Consider the following 21,674-nt stretch of genomic DNA (forward strand, 5'->3'; position numbering starts at 1 on the left):
TAGTAATACAAATTTATTTAAGGGGTATGGATTATGACAAAAAATTTCAGATTAGCGAGGATATGTACAAATTCATTACGTCTCCTTGGAGCAATTTTGATTTTTGGATTGACTATGAATACGAAAGCAACTTCGATTCCTGCATTGGACCTTCGTTCTATGGAAGATTTTGTAATTTTAGCGGGCTCAACAGTTACAGGCATTCCACCGGTTGCTATTAAAGGCAATGTTGGTTTAAGCCCGGCAGCAGGAAGTTTCATAGTGGGATTTGATGGCTCGAATGTTGATGGGATTTTATATGTTGTTGATGATACCGGTCCTGCGGGTTCGGTAAAGAATGCTACATTACTACAAACAGCGAAAAGCGATTTGACAACTGCATACAACGATGCTGCAGGCAGAACTCCTGTACCTACAGGCGACTTCCTCAATCCGGGCGATGGCAATATGGGTGGCTTAAGCCTCGTTGCCGGACTATACAAATTCACATCGTCAGCAGCTATAACCGGAGCAGACCTAACATTAACGGGAAGTTCGTCCGATGTTTGGATTTTTCAGATTGCCACCTCTTTTAATATAGGAAGCGGTATCAAAATTATCCTTGCCGGTGGTGCACAAGCAAAAAATATTTTTTGGCAGGTTGGTACATCCGCTACTATAGGTACTTATGCAACAATGAAAGGTACAATTTTGGCTGACCAATCAGTTACACTTGGTACCGGTGCATCATTAGATGGCAGAGCGTTAGCGTTTAGTGCTTCTGTAACTATGGCTTCCGGCGTCACAACAAAGCACCCGGATTTAGAGGAAGAAAATCCTCCTATATTTTCGGTAAATCCTACAAGTTTGGATTTTGGAAATGTCAGCAACGGTCAAACTAAAATGGATTCTGTAACGGTAACAAACAGAGGTGGCGAAGACCTCATTATTTCAAGCGTTACAAGCACAAATGTAGTGTTTACAGTAACGCCTACTAATGGTACAATTGCACCGGGTGATTCAATAAAATACTATGTAACATTTGCTCCTTTGTCGAATAGTTTAAGAACTGCTTATATCATTTTTAATCATAATGATGAAGGTCAAAAGGATTCGGTGAGTGTAAAAGGTAGCAGTTCATCTGCTATATTTAGTGCCCAACCGAGTACATTATACTTTGGGAAAGTGAATACGGGTTCTCAAAAAGTGGACTCAATAACAGTAACAAATATGGGAACATCGAATCTTATAATAAGTAGTGTGACATCTTCCGATGAATCATATACTGTTAGTTCAACATTCGGCGTAATTGCGCCCGGTAAGAACATGAAGTTTGCTGTTACATTCGCACCGACAACTGACGGATTGAAAACCGGGTATATTTATTTCACTCACAATGCTACCAATCTGAAAGATTCAGTGAGAGTTGTAGGTACCGGCGGTACAGAGAGCACCAATCCGGTATTTTACCTAAACACAACTTATATCAATTTTGGTTCAGTATTGGTGAATTCACAAAAACAGAGGTCGGTTATTATTACAAACACCGGTGATGCTGATTTGCTAATTTCGAGTATATTCTCAGATAGTGACCAATTTACATTTTCATCGCCAAGCGGTACTATTGAACCTGATTCCTCAATGGAAGTCGAAATCACATTTAGACCAACTTCCGAAGGTCTGAAAAGGGGATTCATATTTTTCAATCATAATGCTGCGAATGAATCTGACTCAATTAGGGTCAGTGGTTCAGGTAAATTGAAGTCTCATCCTGAATTTACTATCAATACAACATTTCTTGATTTTGGAACTGTGTTATTTGGTAAGCAAAAACAATGACTAAGTGTTACGGTAACTAATACAGGTGATGCAGATTTGATAATCTCAGATTTGTTTTCTGATAGTCATCAATTTTTTATCTCGCCCACAAGCGGAACTATTCCACCAAATGATACACTTACTTTTTATATAACATTTGCTCCTACAGTTGTTGGAAAAGTGGATGCACTCATCCAATTTACTCACAATGCCGGAATTGACATTATCAATGTTACCGGAATCGGCGAATATGTTATCTCGATAAGCGATGCTAAAGCACTTCCTGCGGGTACCGAATTTGCAATTGAGGGTATAGTTACACGTACTCTTGGCAAATATACACGGATTCAAGATGAAACAGGTGGCATCACAATTTTTCAATCTTCAGGCGACTTCCATTATGATGTTGCAATTAACGAGATTAGAATGCTAGATAGAATTCGTGTTCAAGGTAAATTATCTGAGATGAACCACTTGACTGTTATACACGGCGACGATTTGACAGGATATGAAATATTATCATCTTCTAATACGATGCCGAATCCTATCAAAGTAACATTGCAAGAAATTATGCAAAATGGTGAGATGTACGAAAGTCGCTTGATTACTGTTGTTGACCTGACTATACCTAATGTAGGAGATAATATTTTCAGAGCTGCAACACTATACCAGATTACTGACCCATCAGACAATTCTAATGGTGTTACAATCAGCATAGGAAGTAATGAAGATACATATATGGTAGGACAGCCATTCCTCGAATCAGCAACCTTTGTAGGCGTTCTTAGTCAATCAAGTATGAATTCGCCTTATAATGGATATCAGCTATTCCCGGTACTCCAAAACGATTTGATATTTTCAGAAACAAGCGTTATGGATAACGAGTATTCGCGTAATTTTACATTATCGAATAACTACCCGAATCCATTCACAAATACGACAACAATTCAATATAGTTTGGTAAATTCAGATTATGTAAAAATGAATATTACCGATATGCTTGGAAATGTAGTCGCAACTATTGTTGATGGTTTCCAAAATGCGGGCACACACACAGTAACATTCTCGACAGACGATAAAGCTACTAAACTTGCAAGTGGAGTGTATTACTACACATTATTTTCCGATAAATTCTCAATTGTCCGTTCATTTGTAATCGTTGATTAAGCAATTTTTTATAAATACTATAACAAACCCTTCCTGACGAAAGTCCCGGAAGGGTTTGTTGTATTTGGGAAGGTCTGAAATAATGTCTCGTCCTAAAATACATTGACAAACATAGCCCACGAATTTATTCGTGGGTAGGGAAATGAACAAAAACATAGCCCACGGTTTTAACCGTGGGAATGGGAAAATTGCTCTTCTAGATGTGCCACACCTGGCAGGTGTGGCACATCTGGTATTATGACGAGCCTTTTTTCAATTTGAATTTAGATTATATTCCATTTTTTTATATGTTTGCAAAATAAAATATGCAAAATATCGGGATGTGGAGAATGAAAATGAAAATTTCATCAAAGGATATTAGTAAGAAGAATCTATTTTTGATAGCTTCTTTTACGATTGTACTTCTTCTTAGCTCCTGCAATTTCTTGTACAAATTCACACCCGCATATTGGAAATTGAAGAGTGAATTCAAAAAAGAAAGAGAATTTGTCCAAAAAATCCTTGACAATCCTGATAAAATGCAGGAAATCATAGAGACAAGCGAGTTCTATGATAAGGGCGGTTTTAATATGACAGGTTATACTTATAAGGAGTTTATTGATTATATTAAAAAAAACAAAGATGGTAATGAGGCAGAAATTATATGGTTTGGTAGAACTTCTCTTAGTGATGGAAAAGGGAAAATCTTATATGAGAACGCGAAAGGAGTTAGCATTTACCAAACCGGGCGCTATAATAGACTTGTCTTTGTATTTTTTGAACTTGAAAATAAAATTATCTTAGCTGAAATATCAAGTGTAACTAGGTGAAAAAATTATATTTAGTTATATCGCTTTGTTTGATTGCAGTGTCGCAAGATAAGCCTTGTCCAGACGCATATAATATTCAATATGAAAAATCGTTGTGAATTTAGATAATTAAAAGGAACGTCATGAATAAGAAACTAACAATTATAATCGAAGAAGACGAAAACGGCTTCTATGCTTATTGCCCCGACCTCAAAGGCTGTCAGAGCCAAGGTGACACCTACGATGAAGCTTATGAGAATATTAAGGAAGCAATAGATTTGTATTTTGAAACGATAAGCTCTGAAGACCTGCCGCCACTGCTGAGTAAAAACATATTTTCAACCTCTTATGAGGTCACAGTTGCCTAAGCTACCAATTCTTACAGCAAAAGAGGCTGAAAAGATACTTTTAGCTTTAGGTTTTGCATTGATGAGAACAAAGGGTAGCCATCGAATATATGGAAGAGATAAGGAAAGGTTCGTGATACCTTATCATTCCGGCAAGAATTTGCATCCTAAGATTGTAAAATCAGTTGTTGACTTGGTGGATGAAAACAGAAATGTAGATTAGGCATCCTTTCAAACTGGAATAAATGAAAGAGGAATTATTTTTCATAGAGAATTTATTACAAGAACAAGGTTTTTAAGTAAATGAAAATATCTTTTAAAAACGGTAACAATATTGAGATATTGAAAATCTCCAATCTGAAGAAGGAGTATTATGAATATTTTAAACGTGTTGTTTTTGATTTGTCGATAGAATTTGAGTTCTTTAAAGTTGAAACAACATTAGATGGAGAAGAGTCTGATTTCCTTAACTTGAAAAAATGTTTAGAGAAACTTTACGACGGAGAATGGAAATCATTTTATTTTGAACCAATAGGAAATTCTTTTCAGATGCATTTTGAATTACAGGAGAATGGACAAATAAAAGTACATTCTAAATTGTATAATGCAATGTTTACAGGGATGTTAGAATTTGAATATTTAACTAACCAAACGTTTCTGCCTGAATTAATAAAGGAGATAGACACAGTGATGAATTCAGGGCAAAGTGCTTCTTATTGATATCGCACATTATAATGGTTAATCATAAAATATAAACGACGGTTTCAAGATTATCCAACCACACCCATATCGCCCCACCCACGTCAGCCCCCCACGATAGCACGGCTGGGAGCTTCTCAAGAGGTGGTTAACGGCTGTTACGTAAACTTTTTTTTGGGAAGGGAAACAGCAGTTACAAATCAATTTGCATTTTTCAAGTCTTAGTTGTAAGTTTGTAGAGATGGCGTTTAATGAAATAATGATTTGCTAAATTGATTTTATCACAAAATACTGAAGTAGATGAGTAAAAAAGAGTCCATACAACTATTTGAGAACAAACAAGTCCGCACGGTTTGGGATGCCGAGCAAGAGAAGTGGTATGTTTCTATCATTGATGTGATTGAAATATTAACCAATACTGATAGACCCAGAAAGTATTGGAATGACTTAAAAGCGAAAATTAAAAAAGAAGGAAGTGAAGTGTCCGAAAAAATCGGACACTTGAAAATGCTTGCCCCTGATGGCAAAATGCGAATGACCGATGTAGCCGACACCGAGCAACTATTTCGCTTGATTCAAAGCATTCCCTCGCCTAAAGCAGAACCTTTTAAAATATGGTTGGCGCAGGTGGCATCCGAAAGATTAGATGAAATGCAAGACCCTGAATTGAGTATTGACAGAGCTTTAGAGCAGTATCTAAAATTGGGATATTCTGAAAGCTGGATTAATCAACGACTGAAAAGCATAGAAATACGCAAAGAACTAACAGACGAATGGAAACAACGTGGCTTGAAAGAAGGTCAGCAATTTGCTACTTTAACGGACATTATCACCAAAGCTTGGGCAGGCAAAACCACCAAAGAATACAAAGTATTAAAAGGCTTAAAAAAGGAAAATCTTCGCGACAATATGACGAACACTGAGTTGATTCTGAATATGCTTGCCGAGGCTTCTACTAAAGATATTTCAGTGGCAGTGCAACCCAAAGATTTTGAAGAGAGCAAAAAAGTAGCATGGCAAGGTGGTAATGTAGCCAAAGTAGCGCTCAAAGAATTAGAATCTAAAACAAGAAAAAAAGTTGTAAGCACGCTGAATGCTAAAGCGGTATTGGGAATTGAAAAAACTAAGATAAAAAAAGACGAATAAAATGAATTATTTCAACACCGTCAGCAAGCTGCCACCCCTCAAGAGGGGAATTAGCTCGTTTAACACAAAAAGAAAGTGCCATTGATGTGAGTCATCACACCAATGGCACATCAATATTACCAAATTATGGCGCGTTTTTCAACTGGCATGTATAGTTTGTTTGCTTCTGTGATGTTGAAAGCTTTATAAAATTCAGGGACATTTGGTAATGTACCGTTTACTCTATAGACTCCCGGAGAGTGGACATCTTCTTTCAATCTTCTCATTTCTTCTTCCTCGCGGATGTTTTGGCGCCATACTTGCGAATAGGATATGAAAAATCTTTGCAAAGGTGTGAATCCGTCAATCGCCGGCGTTTCAACATTTCCTTTTAATGCTTTCTTTAGTGCCGTGAGCGATACCGTTACGCCGCCAAGGTCTGCAATGTTCTCGCCTAAAGTAAGTGCACCGTCCACTTTCATATCGTTGATTACGACAAATGAGTTTGCTTGGTCAACAAGCACTTTCACTTTTTCGTTAAACTTGTCGGCATCTTCTTTTGTCCACCATTCAACTAAATTGCCTTCGGCATCAAATTGTCTGCCTTGGTCATCAAATCCGTGAGTCATTTCGTGCCCGATTACTACACCGATTGCACCATAATTAACGGCATCATCGCCATCAGGGTAAAAGAAGGGTGGCTGTAGAATTGCCGCAGGAAACACGATTTCATTCATGTTGGGGCTGTAGTAAGCATTGACTGTTTGTGGTGTCATGTGCCATTCTGAGCGGTCAACGGGTTTGCCGATTTTTGCCAGCATTTCGTCCATTTCGAATTTGCTCGCATTCAACACATTCATTACATAATTGTCTCTCGAAACATCAACTTTTGAATAGTCTTTCCATTTGTCGGGATAGCCAATTTTGACGTTGATTTTTTCGAGTTTCACTAATGCTTTTGCTTTGGTATCTTCTCCCATCCACGAAAGATTTTGGATATGTTCTTTCAATGCAATTTTAAGATTGTCAACCAAATCCAACATTTTCTCTTTCGATTTTGCAGGAAAATATTTTTCGGAATAAATTTTGCCGACTGATTCGCCAAGCGAGCCACTTGTAGCGTTCAAAACTCTTTTCCATCTGTCTTGATTAACTTTGCTTCCGGTTAGGACTTTTCCGTAAAATTCAAAATTTTGATTTACGTATGCTTCGTTCAAATATGGTGAAGCATCTTTAATCACTTTCCATTTCAAGAATGTTTTCCAATCTTCAATTGATGTTTTTTTCATCAAATTGCTGACTGTTTTGTAAAACTTTGGCTGCCCAACATTAATTTCTGTAGGTGAATCGATTCCAAGATTTTTGAAATAGAGCGACCAATCAAAATTTGGACTTGATTTTTGCAAATCTTGAATTTGCATTTTGTTGTAATTTTTAACAGGGTCTCTGAGTTCTAATTTTGTTGAAGAAGCTTTCGCAATTTCGGTTTCAATTTTGAGAATCACATCAGATGCTTTTTTTGCTTCCGTTGATTCTAAGCCGTAAATTTCAAAAACTTTGCCAAGGTGCTTTTTATATTCGGACAAAATATTTTTGGTTCTGTCGTCTTTCGGGAAGTAATAATCTCTGTCGGGCAATCCCAATCCACCTTGGTATAATCCGGCAATATTCATTGTGCTATTTTTATCGTCGGCACTTACATAGAAGTAGAAAATTGGTTGAATCGAGTAGGAGGATAATTCGCCAATTGTTGTTTGCAAATCTTGAACTGATGCAATCTTATCAATTTTTTCAAATAATGGTTTGAGTGGTTCTATTCCCGCTTTTTCGATTGCAACGGTATCCATACCTGATGAGTAAAAGTCACCGATTTTAACCCAATCTTTTTCTTTGTGTTTGCCACTTGCGGCTTCTTCAAATAATGTTCTGAGTTTTGTCTGATTTTCAAGATTCAAAATTGCGAAAGCACCCCAACGCGATTCTGATTCCGGAATTGGATTGTTTGTCATCCAACCGCCACTTACATATTTGAAAAAATCATCTCCGGGATGAATATTGAAATCAAAGTTTGCCGAATCTACTGCCTTTACTGCCATCTCTTCCTCCGCTTTCGTCGTTTCTTCCTTACTGCACGAATTCAAACTTACAAATGCTGCAGAAGCTAAAATAAAAATCATAAATCTTACGATGTTGTTCATCACAAATAATCCTATTATATTATAAAATCATAAAAATCACATAAAACATACACTTTTTAACAATATATTAACTTGCAACTCGCTTTATTATTGCATAAAATATGAAACAATTTTCAGAAAATATTGAATGATTAGCATTTTGGAAATGGTTTTAAGTCAATGCTTTAATGTATCGATTTGAATGTAAAAAAAATAAAAAAGGAGTTGGAACACAACTCCTTTTTATCAAATTTTATTCTTGTTCGGCTAACCAACGTTCGGCATCAATTGCAGCGGCACATCCCGAACCGGCAGCTGTCACCGCTTGGCGATAGACATGGTCTTGGACGTCTCCACAAGCAAATACGCCCGGAATATTAGTGTAAGTGGATTTACCTTTTGTGATTAAATATCCGTTCACGTCTTTGTCAAGCATTCCCTCAAATAGCGAGGTATTCGGGCTGTGACCAATTGCGATAAAACAGCCTCCGGCTTCGTGATTGCTCATTTCTCCGGTGACGACATTTTTCAATCTCAAGCCTGTCAATCTCTTGATTCCCATGTTTTCTTCACCCAAAAATTCGTCCACAATGCTATCAGTGATGATTTTGACTTTTGGATTTTTCTGAGTACGTTCAACCATGATTTTCGATGCACGGAATTCGCTGCGTCTATGAACCAATGTGACTGATTCTCCGAAATGAGTCAAATAGTTCGCTTCTTCCATTGCTGTATCACCACCGCCGATTACGAATATTTTTTCGCCTTTGAAAAAGAATCCGTCGCAAGTGGCACATGCCGAAATCCCTGCACCCCAATATTTCTTCTCGCTTTCCATGTCCAAAAGTTTTGCAGTCGCACCGGTTGCGATTATCAAAGCATCGCAAGTGTAATCTTCTCTTTCGGATTTCAGTTTGAACGGGCGTTCGGACAAATCTACTTTTTCAATTGTTTCAAATAATGATACTGCGCCGAATCTTTGGGCTTGTTTGCGGAAGATTTCCATCATTTCCGGACCTTCGATTCCATCGGCAAATCCTGGATAATTTTCGACATCGGTTGTAATTGTGAGCTGTCCGCCGGGCTGAATTCCTTCGAAAATTGCAACTTCGAGATTTGCTCTCGAAGCGTAGAGCGCTGCAGTAAACCCTGCAGGACCTGAACCTATGATAATCACTTTAAAATGTTTTGCCATTTTTATTGCTTTAATTTTACTGTTTTTAAAATACAAATATAATTAATTCTACTCATTTAAGGACGCATGAACGTATGATAATATTGTAATATGATTATGATTTTTGGACTTTATCATTTCTCGGGATAAATATGAGCCTTGCACCAAAGCCCATCGCCAAAGTATTTCGTGGCTGTGTCTTTGACTGTTTCTAATGTGATTGCATCAATTCGTTCGATGATTTCTTGAACGCTTTCGTGGTCGCCGATTAAAAGCTCATTTTTTGCCAATGACTGCATCCGGGCAGACATACTTTCCAAATCCATTATCAAACTTGATTTCAATTGTTCTTTAGCACGATTTATTTCGGAACGATTCAACTTATCGCCAAGTATTTGATTCATCTGCTCGAAAATCATAGTCTCAGTTTTACGAACTTTCTTCGTATCAGTAGCTGCATAAATATAAAACACTCCTGCATCTGAGTGCATTTGCAAAGTCGAAAAAATCGAATATGCGATTCCATGGCGGTCGCGAAGTTTTTGGTACAGCCGCGAGCTCATTCCATCACCATATAAAATGTTGAATATCATCAATGCAGTTCTGTCCTCATCTTTGAGCGATGCTGCTCTTTTGCCCAATAGCAAATGCGATTGTTGCACCGGTTTTGCCATCTCCAAAGTCATAGGCATGAATGGTTCCGGTGCGATACGCGTATAAATCCTATTTCCGGCTTCCAAATCGCCGAATAAACTTGATATTGCGTTCAAAACGACTTGATGCTCAATATCGCCGACAAAAGTAATTATGATATTGTCGGGTTTGTAATATTCTCTGTGGAATTGTTGCAAAATGTTCGATTCAATAGCATCAACAGATTCCTTTGTACCGATAATAGGATTGCCTAAGGGGTGATTTTGAAATACAATTTTATCTCCCAAATCGAAGATGTATTCTTCGGGGTCATCTTCGTAAGATTTGATTTCTTCGAGTATTATCAACTGTTCTTTTTCGATTTCTTTGGGCAAAATCAAGGGATTCATCGTAATGTCGAACAAGATATTCAATGTTTTGCGGAAGTGCCTTTTCAATGCTCGAACATAGAAGCAAGTATATTCCTGAGAGGTAAAAGCATTTGTATAAGCACCCATTGATTCAAATTCACCTGCTATTCTGCGTGAAGTTCGCTTTTGCGAGTGCCTGAATACGGCATGTTCCATGAAATGCGCCGTACCACTGAAATCGTGAGTGTCGTCTCGCGAGCCTGCATTTACAAAGATACCCAATGCGATAGATTCGGCATTTGGAATTTTTTCGGTTACTAAGGTCAATCCATTATTTAAAACTGTACGTGTAATTGCCAATGAATGTGTTTTTGTTTTTGGTAAATTATTCTTGTTTTTCATATCAAACCTAATGAGACAAAACTGGTGAATTTGTCCCCTGCTATAATTATATGGTCTAAAACTTTGATGCCGACTATTTTTCCGGCTTGTACTATTTGCTCTGTAATCTTTATGTCCTCTTTTGATGGTTCGGGATTGCCCGACGGATGATTGTGCATCAAAATAATTGCAGCGGCACTCTCGGTAATTGCAATTCGGAAAACCTCACGCGGATGTACAACGCTCGAATTCAGAATTCCCTCTGTAATAGTTAAATCACGAAAAATTTGATTGGAGCTTGTCAACAAAAGCACTTTAAAAATTTCTATTCGCAAATCTCGCATTCGCGGGATGTAGTATTCGGCAATTTCTTCGGGCGAACGGAAGATTTTTTTGCCGGAAAAAGGGGCGATTTCTATTCTTCTGCTCAACTCGAATGCTGCAATTATACTGACTGCTTTGGCATCTCCAATTCCGGAAATATTTTTGAATTCACTAAAATCGCATCGAGCTAAATGATTCAGTGAAGAATATTTTTTCAATAATTCCCTTGCGATATCAATTGCTGACCTGCCGACAGTTCCCGAACCTACGATGATAGCCAATAATTCGCTATCCGAGAGTACTTCGGGTCCGTGCATCATTAGTCTTTCTCTGGGTTTATCGTCAGATTTCCAATCCCGAATCGGAGTGAAACGGCTTTTGGGACTATATGTACCATTTTCAGAGTCGATTGGGGCTGTTTTTGGTGAAATCATTTTATCGTCTTGTTCATCCAATCCATGTATCCTTCGGAAAGTTCGCTAATTTCAACTGCTATGATTTCGGGGACAGAATCGCTATGCAATTCTTTGATTCTATTTTCAAGTTTGTCAAGTTGGCTATTGGAAGTTTTTATCTTCAAAATAAATTCACTGCGTTTTTCAATTTTGTCTTCCCATTCGTAAATCGAAGTCACACCCTTGATTATCGAGCAACATGCAGCAAGCTTTTCTTGGACTAAAGTTTCAGAAATGAGCATGGCTAAATCCTCATTATCTGTCGTCGCAAAAACTATTCTGAAATCTTTATTTTTTACCATGTCCTAAATTTTATATTTTTGAATTAAATTATAAACAATGTTACGAAAATATGATTGAACTATTGATTTTTCATGTGCATATTGTTGCAGCACTTTACGCTTTTACCAAAAATTGGCAATCCGGTGGCGTCAAAGCCGGAATATTGTCAGTACTTATCATTGGTTTGTTCTTTTCAATCGGTTGGGCATTGACCGCAACAGTCGCAAACTTGATTTGGAATCATTCATGGGATTCAATTTTTTTCACAAGTGATACACTCGGGCTTCTCTTATTGATGTTCCCCGAAACTATTTTCTATTACCATTATTTTTTGAAAGACAAATCGAACTAAAAATTTCAATTTGATTTTATAAATCTCACACTTGTATTGTTATTTTCCGATTTGATTACTACAAAATAAACTCCCGAACTAATCGAATTCAAATCAATCTTGTATTCGAATTCGCCTTGGGGGATAGTTAAGCTACGTGTAACCACAGAATTACCCGCTATGTCCAATAATTCGATACTTGTCGCAAAGTTTTTATCGGCAGTGAATTGAATGTTCAAGTCGTTTCCAAAAACGATTTCAGGCACCGAAGACACTAATTGTGGGATTCGGATTAATTCAAATGCTGCCTCCGGTAGGCAAAACTCCTCAACTTTTAATCCACCGTCTTGCGTTGTCAGCGTCACGACTTTTTCGGTAAATAGGTCCACATTTTTGAATGCAATAGGCGTATAATCGGGCATTGCCCTTAGTGCGTAGCCGTCAATTCTTACTATTTCGCCAACTTGTCCGAATAAATCTCTGCTTGAAACTTGGTCCAATAATATGCTCAAATTTCCGAATTTGTAGGTGAAGTCTGTTTGGACAAATTCATTACCAAATTTTGAAGTAATAATAGACGGGAAAAATAATTTACGGTCGAATTCAAATTCCAATCTAACATATTCAGTATTGAATCTCAATTCTTCGCGCAACAATTTTACAGGAATCATTATTCTCTCGCCTGCTACAGCCACATGTTGCTCGACCATCAAATCAACTACGTAAATTTCTAAGGGAATGTCTGCAATTAGCTTGATTTGCTCGATATCCTCGCAATAATTTTCAGCTTTTACAGTAATCTCGAATTCAAATTTCCCGGGAGCCACAGCAGTATATGTAAATGGTACTTGAATACTTCCATTACCTGCGATGGTAGTTCCGGGAGTGAAATCTATATCGATAACTCCCGAGGCATTCGGTTCAATCACAATTGCTATTACAGTCGCTTCGTGAGCTGTCAGGTTCTCAATTGCAAAGCTGCCGTTGCTACGGTCACCTATCCAAAGAACATCAATATTGATAAGTTGGGGATTCACCGCAATGTCCGTCTTGTAAATATCAATTTCAAGTTCAATTTCATCTACAAAATCGCAATCCAGGCTTCTAATTTTTAATTTGCCCGTATTCAATCCAAGCTCGCTCATTGTTGGATGGGCTTTGACGAAATATTGAATTGTCTCGCCGGCTTGAATTTCCAATTGGGATTCCGTTATTGAAAACGGCGTCCCTTCAATTGTAAATTCGAGCTTATCACTGACGTTACCGGCATTATGCAACGCGAAAGTCATTGTCCTGTCATCTTCACATAGTTCTGCTACACCAAAATCAAGTTTGTCCTCATCGGCACTTGTAATAGGGGAGTAGTTGAATGCAATGAGTTCGGTAATATGAATATTGTTTTCGGTATCATTTGTCATTATTGTCAGATTGGCACTATGAGCACCTAAAACATTTGATACGAAAGCAATTACTAATTCGAGAGATTCTTCAGGTTCGATATAATAGGGCAATTCCGGTACATTTGTGATTGTGAAAGCATCTTGCGGTTCGATTGCAATACTTGTGATAGTATCAGTCACAAAGCCGAAATTTGTAATGGTCAAAGTCTGATTTGCAAGTTTAGAATTGCAATAAGAATCGCCAAACTCGATTTTGTCTTTGTCAACAGCCACATTCCGCATTATACCGAATAAATCTACCTTTACATAGTAATCTTCAGGGCATAAACCATCGGTAACAATCATGATTTGCGAATCTATACTTTCATGTCCGTTATTTGTGAAAGTCAACTCGAAAGTTATTAGCGAACCCGGCAATAGAACTTGAGGCAAATTCGGTGTCCAAACCAATTCCCAATCATCTGGCAAATCAACTATTTTGATGTCAGTAATAGTAACATCAGTATTGGACAATGATTCAATCAGCAATTCACGTTTTATAGAGGTGCCGGATTTGACAGCACCCTGAATGGATTGAGGATTCACAGTCAGCAAATTGGAAATGCCACGCCCTCGCAATGTAATACGCACGGTATCTCCACAAGGTGCTGTAATAAATTCTAATACTTCGGAAAATGATGTGGCTTCGTTAGGGAAGAATGAAACCCATAATTTGACGGAATCATTAGGATTAATCGAAAATGGAGCATCTCTCATCATTTCAATTTTGAAATTATTCCCAATCTCAATTTTTTTGTCGAAAGTTGAAATCCACGTCCCGATATTTTTGATATATTTTTCAATTTGGTGAATTTTACCGACGCAAACATCACCCAAATCTATGACTTGGTCGTAAACAAGTTCTGCTTGGCGGTACTCGCCCGAGTAATCTATCAGGTAAGGATTTTTATCGCCACGAACTTTTGTAGAATCATTATTGCCAATAGATAGCTTGTCAGTATGCGGACCATTCCCAAAGGGTTTATACAAAATCAACAAAGTATCTTGTTGATTAGGTTCTATACTTTTCGACTTTGCACCATCAATCCACCCGATAATTTTGAAATAGGTCCCGGTTGCAAATTTCAAATCATTCATTGACAAGCTGGAATTGCCGGTATTTTGAATGATAAGCGTATCTATTGCTTCGTTACCGCACATTAATCCAACATTTCGTTTGGTATCGGAACTTATAATTGACGAATACGCATAAGTCCTGACTGTCAAAATTGTATCCTTTTCGCATGGATGTGTTGTAACTCTGAATTTAGATTCTACCCAACCTGTGTCGAGTGCTATGATTCTGAATTCTGACACGGAGCTTTCTTTCAGGATTATATTGGGAACTTTTGTGATATAAGCGATTTGGTTATCACTTTGTAATTTATTGACAAATCTGATTTCTTCGCCATCTTTATCTGCTTTCCAATCTATCTTAGTTGTGAGCATTATGTTGCAATAAACGCTATCAACAATAACAATATCACTCAGCGGAAAAGCTGATGCGAAAGTTGAATAACCAACTAATGGAATATTGATAAATGAATTGCCCATTCCGGCTCTTGTGACCGTTGCTTCGAGCATTGCACGAGATTCGTTGCGGCTGTTTGGAGTGAATTCAATAATAATCATTCTCTGAGTGCATTGAGCCATACTCGAGAAATTGTTAGGTGTTACGAGTCTGAACCTATTTGCATCGGCACCTGTTATAGTGAGTGCCAAATCCATTGAAGTAAATGATTCATTGTCAATATATAATGTGTCAAATTGAGCAGTGCCCAAGCACACATCTCTAAAGACAATCGAGTCTTTCGTAAAGTCATTTCGAGCGGGTCTCAGCCTGTATATACCGGTACCGACAAGCCAACCCTCATCTTTTGAAGTGAACCACATATCGTCAAAATGTCCACCTTCGATACCACAATTGTTCAAAACCCAGGTAACGCCTGCGTTAGAAGTATAATATACACTTGAGTTGTTGCCACAAGCCCAACCCTCATTGTCTCCTAAAATAAATGCGCCGAACATTGGTTGCATAGTTTGGAAATTATTCCAAGTCGAACCTGCATTTGTTGTGAATCTCATTCCGCCGTCCGGACCACCACCACTGCAATTAGTTCCTGCATATGGAAGAAGAAATGATGTACCGAAATGAGTTATTTCTTCATGCCATACGTAAGAACCTGTTCGTGCCAAAGAATCCCATGTAAAGCCACCGTCTGTGGTTTTCCAAAGCAAACCGCTACTAACAGCAAAGCCCAATCCGGCTTTGTCATACATTATTAGGTCAGTCAATCCGCTGTGATTTACATTATTTTCAAAAAGTGTCCAGTTTGAGCCACCGTCGGTAGTTCGCCAATACTTCTGATTTCTTAAACAACCGCCACCAATCACCAAGCCGAAATTGACATCCATGAAATAGCAGCCCCAATAATCAGTTGTAGTAGGGTCAGGGGTTATATCTTCCCATGTTTGACCGCCATCTTTGGATTTGAACAATCCGTCCGGACCTGAAGTATAGCCAATTTGAGTTGTAGGGAAATGAATATGTTCGAGATGGTAAGCATTAGGAACTAAAGAGCCTCTCCAAGTTTGACCACCATCGGTTGTACGAACCACCATTCCATTAAATCCGCAAGCCCAGCCGTGAGTATTTTGGGGGGCTAAATAAAAAACATCGAGCCAAAAATTATCTTTGTAGCCATTAGGGAGGTTTTCGATTTTTTCCCATCTTTGCGCCTGCGATGTAACCGAACATAAAATTATGATGAGAACTATATTTATAGTGTATATTTTGTTCATATTTAGCTGATTTTTGTGAAATGGAACAATTCTCAAGATGAATATAAACAAAAATGATGAAATAGCAAAGAAAAAAAAGGTGAATACTCGAAAATATTCACCTTTATGCACAATTTACGCCCAAGAGTTATTTCCTCTTTTTATGACGATTCTTGCGAAGTCTTTTCTTCCTCTTATGAGTAGCCATTTTATGGCGTTTTCTTTTCTTACCGCAAGGCATTTTTAGCTCCGTTTTTTAAAATTTGGTTGAAAAATTTTCTCAATGTAAACAAAAATCCCGACATAAGCAAATTATGAAGCTTTTTCTTCAAGTTGAAGTTTCATAGCTTCATTCACTCTATTCAAAAAATCGGGTGAGGGTTTGAAAATTGGTACATATCTTTTATCAAGCGGTACAAGTTCACCGGTTTTTGGGTTACGAGCCATACGTGGTTTTCTACTTTTATGTTTAAACACGCCAAACCCGCGAAGTTCAATCCGCCTTCCATCAGCGATTGCCTTGATAATACTTGCGAAAACACCATCAACAACGGCTTTGGTTTCTATCTTCGTCAATCCTGTTGCTCTTGCAATTTCATCAACGATATCGGCTTTAGTCATAGTTTACCTGTATAAATTTATTTTTAATATAAATACAAATTGTCACAATTTAGGAAGGCAAATTTAACAATCTTGGAGTTAATACAAAAATTTATTTTTATAATAGTCTTTAAAATAATGAAATATGTATTTATTTTCCAAAATTGGCTGAGAATTTTTTATTTTTGAAGTTCTTGGTTTAATATGTTTATGTTTTGATTCGGAGTTGATGTGAATTGGAATGACGACCAACAAGCCCCAGATAAAGAAATTCAGTTAGAATTGATGGAAATGGGCAAGTTCCCCCGCCACATTGCTATCATTATGGATGGTAATGGAAGGTGGGCTGTGGAAAAAAACATGCCTCGCATTGCCGGACACAAGGAAGGCATCGAAAGCGTCAGGGATATCGTCAAAGCTTGTTCGCAATTAGGTGTTCAGTATCTTACCCTTTACGCTTTTTCTATAGAAAATTGGAAAAGACCCATATCGGAAGTTACCGGACTTATGAAACTTTTAGAGCATTATCTTCGTCAAGAGATTGATGAATTGAACGCAAACGGTGTTCGATTGAGAGCTATAGGCAAAATTAACTCTTTACCGAAAGTGGTACAGAAGCTGCTCAAGGACTCCGAAGAAAGAACAAAAGAGAACCAAGGACTCAATCTTACTTTGGCTTTGAGTTACAGCGGAAGATGGGATTTAGTTCGGGCTGTCCAAATGATTGGCTTGGACATTCGTCGTGGGAAAATTTCGCCGGAGGATATTAACGAAGATTTGTTTGCTTCGTATCTTCAGACTCATGATTTGCCCGATGCAGATTTGATGGTCAGGACAAGCGGTGAAATGAGATTGAGTAACTTTTTATTATGGGAGATGGCTTACGGTGAGATTTACATATCCAATAAATATTGGCCCGAGTTTCGCCGAAATGATATTTACGAGGCTCTTAGCAATTATCTGCAACGCGAAAGGCGTTACGGCAAAACTTCTTTACAAATAGCAAATGAAAAACAAAATGTCTCAGAAGAATCTTATTTACAGAGAGTTTTTAATGCTTTCAAAAAATCTTAGTATTTACTTAGTTTTTGCACTTTTTTTAGCGATGTCGCTATCTGCAAATTCACAAGGCTTGGGTAATCTAAAGCCCGAAACTTATACTATTGCAGGAATTACAGTCGAAGGCAATATTTATTCCGATGCCGAAACTATCATCTCGCTTTCGGGATTGAGAATCGGCGAATCTATAAATTATCCAGCCGATACCAAAATCCAGAAAGCGGTAACCAATATATGGCAACGGAAGCAATTTTCTAAAGTTGATATTGTGATTGACAGAATTTCGCAAGTTGGACTATTTTTGATTATCAAAGTGGACGAATTCCCGAGAATGAATGCCATTATAATCGAAAATAACGATAAAGTTGACGATATCGATATTCGCAAAGCTGTCGGCAAGATTAGAGGCGACATCATCTCCAACTATGAACTATATCTAATCAAAAGCAATATCAAAAAGCTTTACGCCGAAGAAGGTCTGACATTTGCCCAAATTGATTTGGAACTCCAAATGACCGACACTTCCAACTATGCTAATATCATTGCGTATATCGAGGAAGGGATTGAATTCAAAGTTGCTTCGATAAATTTTGAAGGCAACGAAAACTTTTCCGATAGTGACTTAGAAGATGCATTCGATGAAACTTCGACTAAAGCATGGTGGCAATTTTGGAAATCTGCAAAATTTGACCCAATCAAATATGAAGAAGATAAAAAGCTTTTGTTAAACTTTTTCCAATCGGAAGGCTATATTGATGCTCAAATTTTGTCCGACTCTATTATTTATGATGAAGTCAAAAAAAGAGTTTATATTACGGTCAATGTATCCGAAGGTCCCAAAGTCTATGTTAGGGACATTAAATTCAAAGGTAATACAATTTATACGGACGAAGTGTTGCTCAGACGCCTCGAATTTAAACCAGGCGACATTTATAATGTAGAGCGATTCACTATGAACCTTTCGGGCAACGAATCCCAAACAGACGCATCATCGCTGTATATGGATAACGGTTACTTGCAAGCAAGGCTGATTCCTCAGTTGCAAAGAGTGCCTCCTGACTCGGTGGACATTGTGATAAATATATTCGAAAATGACAGATTCAGAGTCGGCAAAGTGCATATCGTCGGTAATACCAAAACCAAAGACAAAGTTATCCGCCGCGAGCTTTACACTCGCCCGGGCGATTTCTTCGACCGCTCTGCGATAATTCGTAGTGTACGCGCATTGCAAGTAATGCAATATTTCAATCCCGAATCTCTCCGCCCTGACATCAAACCATCGGAATCGGACAATACATCAGTTGATGTCATTTACAAAGTTGATGAACGTTCTACAGATACCTTCAACGCATCAATCGGATTTGCAGGCAGTTTCGGTCTGACCGGTGCACTCGGATTTACATTCAACAATTTTTCAATACTCGAACCACTCAAAGGTGGCGGCGGACAAATTTTCAACCTAAGTTGGGAATTCGGTCAAGCAAATCGTTACCGTACTTTTTCATTAGGTATTACCGAGCCTTGGCTATTCGATACACCAACCACAGTCGGTTTCAACATTTTCGATACATATTATCGTTATTTAGATTTGAACCAAAGTCGTACCGGTATTGGCATCAATCTCGGTCGTCGTTTCAAATGGCCCGATGATTATTGGCGTGGAGATTTCACTACAAGATACCAACTAAATAACAACCGAACAGCATCATTCTACTATCGCCAAGGCGAATATACCGAACTATCTATCGGGCAAAAAATTTCCCGTATATCGTTCAACAATATGTTTTTCCCGTCAACTGGTTCAAAATTCACATTTGGGACTGATTTTGCAATGGGAGCTGTTGGGCTGGGAGAAACGGATTACATCAAAAATGAAATCAATTTCGAAATGTATAACCCGATTTCAAAAATCGAAGGTATGGACAGACTTGTATTTATGATTGCCGCTAAAGTCGGCTACATCACCGGATTTAAGTCGGATACCACAATTTCGCCAATTGAGTTGTACAGAATGGGTGGAAATGGCTTGAGCGGATTTAGTGTCGTTCCACTCAGAGGCTATCCGGATAATAAAATTGGCTCAGGACGCGGAAGTCGAGTGATGTCCAAATATACTGCCGAATTGCGATTTGCGGTCTCGCTCGACCCTATGCCTATCTATTTGTATGGATTTGCAGAAGCCGGCAATGTGTGGGATAATTTGAGAACTACAGACCCATTCGATTTGAAACGTTCTGCCGGTCTTGGAGTTCAATTAATGGTTGCACCTATTGGTGTAATCGGATTCAGTTACGGTTATGGGTTCGACCCATTAGGCGTCAACGAAGAAAAATCAGGATGGAGATTCTTATTCCATCTCGGACAATAGAATATTTTTTACATTTAATAAATTATGGAGTTTTTGTTATGAATAAGATTTTAATAGCATCATTATTGTTTTTGTTTTTTGTTTTTTCGGCTAATATCCAAGCCCAATCAATGTTAGGTGTTGTAGATGTCGAAACTGTGCTCAAAGAAATGCCTGAAGCACTCGATGCTGACAAAAAAATCAAAGAAATTGGTCAAAAATGGCAAGATACTTTGATTCAGCTTCGTACCGGATTGCAACAAAAATTTGAGCAATATCAAAAACAAAAATCAATGATGTCGCAAGACCAACAATTGAAAGAAGAAGAAGCTCTTCAAGCTCAAAATATGCAAATGGTCCAATATCAAGAAGAAAAATTTGGTCAACAAGGCGAACTCAATGGTCTCAGAGAAGAATTGCTCGAACCATTAAGAACTAAAATCAGACTTGCAATTGATAAAGTTGCCAAAGAAGAGAAAATCAAAATGGTAGTGGACAAAGTCATGGTGCTTTACTCAGATACATCAATTGATATTACTTTCAAAGTGATTGACACAATTAAGCGTTCCAACAAATAAAAATTGATATAAATTGCTCACTTTTACGTCTGAATATATGAACTTCATTTGTTGAATTATGAGAGACTTTAAAATGAATAAAATCCCCAAATTCCGTAATGTCGCATTATTTGTGCTTATGTTGATTGCTTCTGCAAATGTTGCATTGGCTCAGAGAGTTGCATTCATTAATTCTAATACCATCAGGGAGAAATTCCCCGAAGGTCAACAAGCACAGCAACGTGTCCAAAGCATGATTGACGAATGGAAACGCGAACTCGATGCAATGCAACAAAAGATTGACAACCTTGATTTCGAAATCAAGAAGAACAGATTAATTTGGACTGAAGATGAAAGACGTACCAAAGAAAGTGAGTTAGCATCACACAAAAGAGTTCGCGAAGATTATGCCAAAACAGTTTTTGAACAAAACGGTAAACATGACCAAGCCACAAAGACTATTTACACACCTGTTGAAGAAAAGATTTACGCCGCAGTTCAGAAAGTAGCGGCAGACCAAGGATTCGACATCATTCTTGACCAAAGTATTCAGCCATTGCCTTACGTAAACTATAAGTTTGATTTGACAGTCAACGTGTTGCGAGAGCTTGGTGTGGACGTTGGCGAACTTGAAAAAGATTTGCAAGACCGAATTGAAAAAGACCCACGAAACGAACAAAAAATCTCCAGAACACCGCGTCAGAGAGGTAGAGGCGATTACGACCCTAATGCTCCACCTACTACCGACAGGCAATTTGAGCAAGAAACCGAACAAGACAAAGAAAATCCTAAGCAACCACGAGAACGTCCTGTAGAAATGAGCAGACCAAGGTAAATAGA

19 protein-coding genes are annotated in these 21,674 nt (G+C 38.0%); 12 read left to right on the forward strand and 7 right to left on the reverse strand.

From position 1 onward, the window contains the following. Positions 1-114 precede the first annotated feature (114 nt). From M9949_09085 to M9949_09115, 7 genes are all read left to right on the forward strand, one after another. Positions 115-1,818, forward strand: coding sequence for an ice-binding family protein (locus M9949_09085; protein ID MCO5251558.1), 1,704 nt, complete (start codon positions 115-117; stop codon positions 1,816-1,818). Between the two features lie 36 nt (positions 1,819-1,854). Then, positions 1,855-2,964, forward strand: coding sequence for a T9SS type A sorting domain-containing protein (locus tag M9949_09090; GenBank protein ID MCO5251559.1), 1,110 nt, complete (start codon positions 1,855-1,857; stop codon positions 2,962-2,964). A 335-nt stretch (positions 2,965-3,299) separates the two neighbouring features. Continuing rightward, on the forward strand, positions 3,300-3,773 hold the full coding sequence (locus M9949_09095) for a hypothetical protein (GenBank protein ID MCO5251560.1): 474 nt from the start codon (positions 3,300-3,302) through the stop codon (positions 3,771-3,773). A 122-nt stretch (positions 3,774-3,895) separates the two neighbouring features. Next, a complete protein-coding gene (locus tag M9949_09100; protein MCO5251561.1) occupies positions 3,896-4,120 on the forward strand; it encodes a type II toxin-antitoxin system HicB family antitoxin in 225 nt (74 codons plus the stop codon). Further along, positions 4,113-4,322 carry a type II toxin-antitoxin system HicA family toxin gene (locus M9949_09105; protein ID MCO5251562.1) on the forward strand — a complete coding sequence of 70 codons (210 nt, stop codon included), beginning with the start codon at positions 4,113-4,115 and terminating at the stop codon, positions 4,320-4,322. The genes M9949_09100 and M9949_09105 overlap by 8 nt, the downstream gene beginning before the upstream one ends. A gap of 80 nt (positions 4,323-4,402) precedes the next feature. Continuing rightward, complete coding sequence (locus tag M9949_09110; protein MCO5251563.1) at positions 4,403-4,819, forward strand: hypothetical protein; 417 nt, start codon at positions 4,403-4,405, stop codon at positions 4,817-4,819. 279 nt (positions 4,820-5,098) lie between these two features. Further along, complete coding sequence (locus M9949_09115) at positions 5,099-5,944, forward strand: hypothetical protein (GenBank protein MCO5251564.1); 846 nt, start codon at positions 5,099-5,101, stop codon at positions 5,942-5,944. Between the two features lie 116 nt (positions 5,945-6,060). Here the strand turns inward: M9949_09115 and M9949_09120 are convergent, their stop codons facing one another. The 5 genes from M9949_09120 to M9949_09140 all read right to left on the reverse strand — a co-directional run bounded on the left by M9949_09120 (position 6,061) and on the right by M9949_09140 (position 11,740). Next, positions 6,061-8,121, reverse strand: coding sequence for a M13 family metallopeptidase (locus M9949_09120; GenBank protein ID MCO5251565.1), 2,061 nt, complete (start codon positions 8,119-8,121; stop codon positions 6,061-6,063). Between the two features lie 232 nt (positions 8,122-8,353). Continuing rightward, complete coding sequence (trxB, locus tag M9949_09125) at positions 8,354-9,295, reverse strand: thioredoxin-disulfide reductase (GenBank protein MCO5251566.1); 942 nt, start codon at positions 9,293-9,295, stop codon at positions 8,354-8,356. Between the two features lie 113 nt (positions 9,296-9,408). Next, positions 9,409-10,680, reverse strand: a complete 1,272-nt coding sequence (locus tag M9949_09130) for an insulinase family protein (protein ID MCO5251567.1) — start codon at positions 10,678-10,680, stop codon at positions 9,409-9,411. Next, complete coding sequence (radC, locus tag M9949_09135; protein MCO5251568.1) at positions 10,677-11,438, reverse strand: DNA repair protein RadC; 762 nt, start codon at positions 11,436-11,438, stop codon at positions 10,677-10,679. The genes M9949_09130 and radC overlap by 4 nt, the downstream gene beginning before the upstream one ends. Next, a complete protein-coding gene (locus M9949_09140; protein ID MCO5251569.1) occupies positions 11,414-11,740 on the reverse strand; it encodes a divalent-cation tolerance protein CutA in 327 nt (108 codons plus the stop codon). Before M9949_09140 ends, radC begins: the two co-directional genes overlap by 25 nt. A 50-nt stretch (positions 11,741-11,790) precedes the next feature. Here M9949_09140 and M9949_09145 point away from each other — a divergent pair, with 50 nt between their 5' ends. Then, positions 11,791-12,072, forward strand: a complete 282-nt coding sequence (locus tag M9949_09145) for a hypothetical protein (GenBank protein MCO5251570.1) — start codon at positions 11,791-11,793, stop codon at positions 12,070-12,072. 5 nt (positions 12,073-12,077) lie between these two features. Here M9949_09145 and M9949_09150 read toward each other — a convergent pair whose 3' ends face one another. Then, positions 12,078-16,292 (reverse strand): choice-of-anchor D domain-containing protein, encoded by a 4,215-nt coding sequence (locus tag M9949_09150; GenBank protein ID MCO5251571.1) that lies wholly within the window; start codon positions 16,290-16,292, stop codon positions 12,078-12,080. Positions 16,293-16,583: 291 nt separating this feature from the next. Beyond that, on the reverse strand, positions 16,584-16,892 hold the full coding sequence (locus M9949_09155; GenBank protein ID MCO5251572.1) for an integration host factor subunit beta: 309 nt from the start codon (positions 16,890-16,892) through the stop codon (positions 16,584-16,586). Between the two features lie 210 nt (positions 16,893-17,102). Between M9949_09155 and M9949_09160 the strand changes: the two genes are divergently transcribed. From M9949_09160 to M9949_09175, 4 genes are all read left to right on the forward strand, one after another. Then, entirely contained in the window at positions 17,103-17,945 is an 843-nt protein-coding gene (locus tag M9949_09160; protein ID MCO5251573.1) for an isoprenyl transferase, read from the forward strand. After that, on the forward strand, positions 17,926-20,298 hold the full coding sequence (gene bamA / locus M9949_09165) for an outer membrane protein assembly factor BamA (GenBank protein MCO5251574.1): 2,373 nt from the start codon (positions 17,926-17,928) through the stop codon (positions 20,296-20,298). Before M9949_09160 ends, bamA begins: the two co-directional genes overlap by 20 nt. 38 nt (positions 20,299-20,336) lie before the next feature. Then, on the forward strand, positions 20,337-20,855 hold the full coding sequence (locus M9949_09170; GenBank protein MCO5251575.1) for an OmpH family outer membrane protein: 519 nt from the start codon (positions 20,337-20,339) through the stop codon (positions 20,853-20,855). A 73-nt stretch (positions 20,856-20,928) separates the two neighbouring features. Beyond that, complete coding sequence (locus tag M9949_09175) at positions 20,929-21,669, forward strand: OmpH family outer membrane protein (GenBank protein MCO5251576.1); 741 nt, start codon at positions 20,929-20,931, stop codon at positions 21,667-21,669. The last annotated feature ends 5 nt before the right edge of the window (positions 21,670-21,674 follow it).

This window comes from Candidatus Kapaibacterium sp. (assembly GCA_023957315.1).
In the GTDB taxonomy this organism is placed as follows: domain Bacteria; phylum Bacteroidota; class Ignavibacteria; order Kapaibacteriales; family UBA2268; genus PGYU01.

Bases quoted from the DNA above. Each gene is read 5' to 3' on its own strand.
- M9949_09145 (MCO5251570.1), top strand. From the start codon at position 11,791: ATGATTGAACTATTGATTTTTCATGTGCATATTGTTGCAGCACTTTAC.
- M9949_09130 (MCO5251567.1), bottom strand. From the start codon at position 10,680: ATGAAAAACAAGAATAATTTACCAAAAACAAAAACACATTCATTGGCA.
- M9949_09175 (MCO5251576.1), top strand. From the start codon at position 20,929: ATGAATAAAATCCCCAAATTCCGTAATGTCGCATTATTTGTGCTTATG.
- M9949_09110 (MCO5251563.1), top strand. From the start codon at position 4,403: ATGAAAATATCTTTTAAAAACGGTAACAATATTGAGATATTGAAAATC.
- M9949_09140 (MCO5251569.1), bottom strand. From the start codon at position 11,740: ATGGTAAAAAATAAAGATTTCAGAATAGTTTTTGCGACGACAGATAAT.
- M9949_09155 (MCO5251572.1), bottom strand. From the start codon at position 16,892: ATGACTAAAGCCGATATCGTTGATGAAATTGCAAGAGCAACAGGATTG.
- M9949_09150 (MCO5251571.1), bottom strand. From the start codon at position 16,292: ATGAACAAAATATACACTATAAATATAGTTCTCATCATAATTTTATGT.
- trxB (MCO5251566.1), bottom strand. From the start codon at position 9,295: ATGGCAAAACATTTTAAAGTGATTATCATAGGTTCAGGTCCTGCAGGG.
- M9949_09100 (MCO5251561.1), top strand. From the start codon at position 3,896: ATGAATAAGAAACTAACAATTATAATCGAAGAAGACGAAAACGGCTTC.
- bamA (MCO5251574.1), top strand. From the start codon at position 17,926: ATGCTTTCAAAAAATCTTAGTATTTACTTAGTTTTTGCACTTTTTTTA.
- M9949_09120 (MCO5251565.1), bottom strand. From the start codon at position 8,121: ATGAACAACATCGTAAGATTTATGATTTTTATTTTAGCTTCTGCAGCA.
- M9949_09170 (MCO5251575.1), top strand. From the start codon at position 20,337: ATGAATAAGATTTTAATAGCATCATTATTGTTTTTGTTTTTTGTTTTT.
- M9949_09095 (MCO5251560.1), top strand. From the start codon at position 3,300: ATGAAAATTTCATCAAAGGATATTAGTAAGAAGAATCTATTTTTGATA.
- M9949_09115 (MCO5251564.1), top strand. From the start codon at position 5,099: ATGAGTAAAAAAGAGTCCATACAACTATTTGAGAACAAACAAGTCCGC.
- M9949_09085 (MCO5251558.1), top strand. From the start codon at position 115: ATGAATACGAAAGCAACTTCGATTCCTGCATTGGACCTTCGTTCTATG.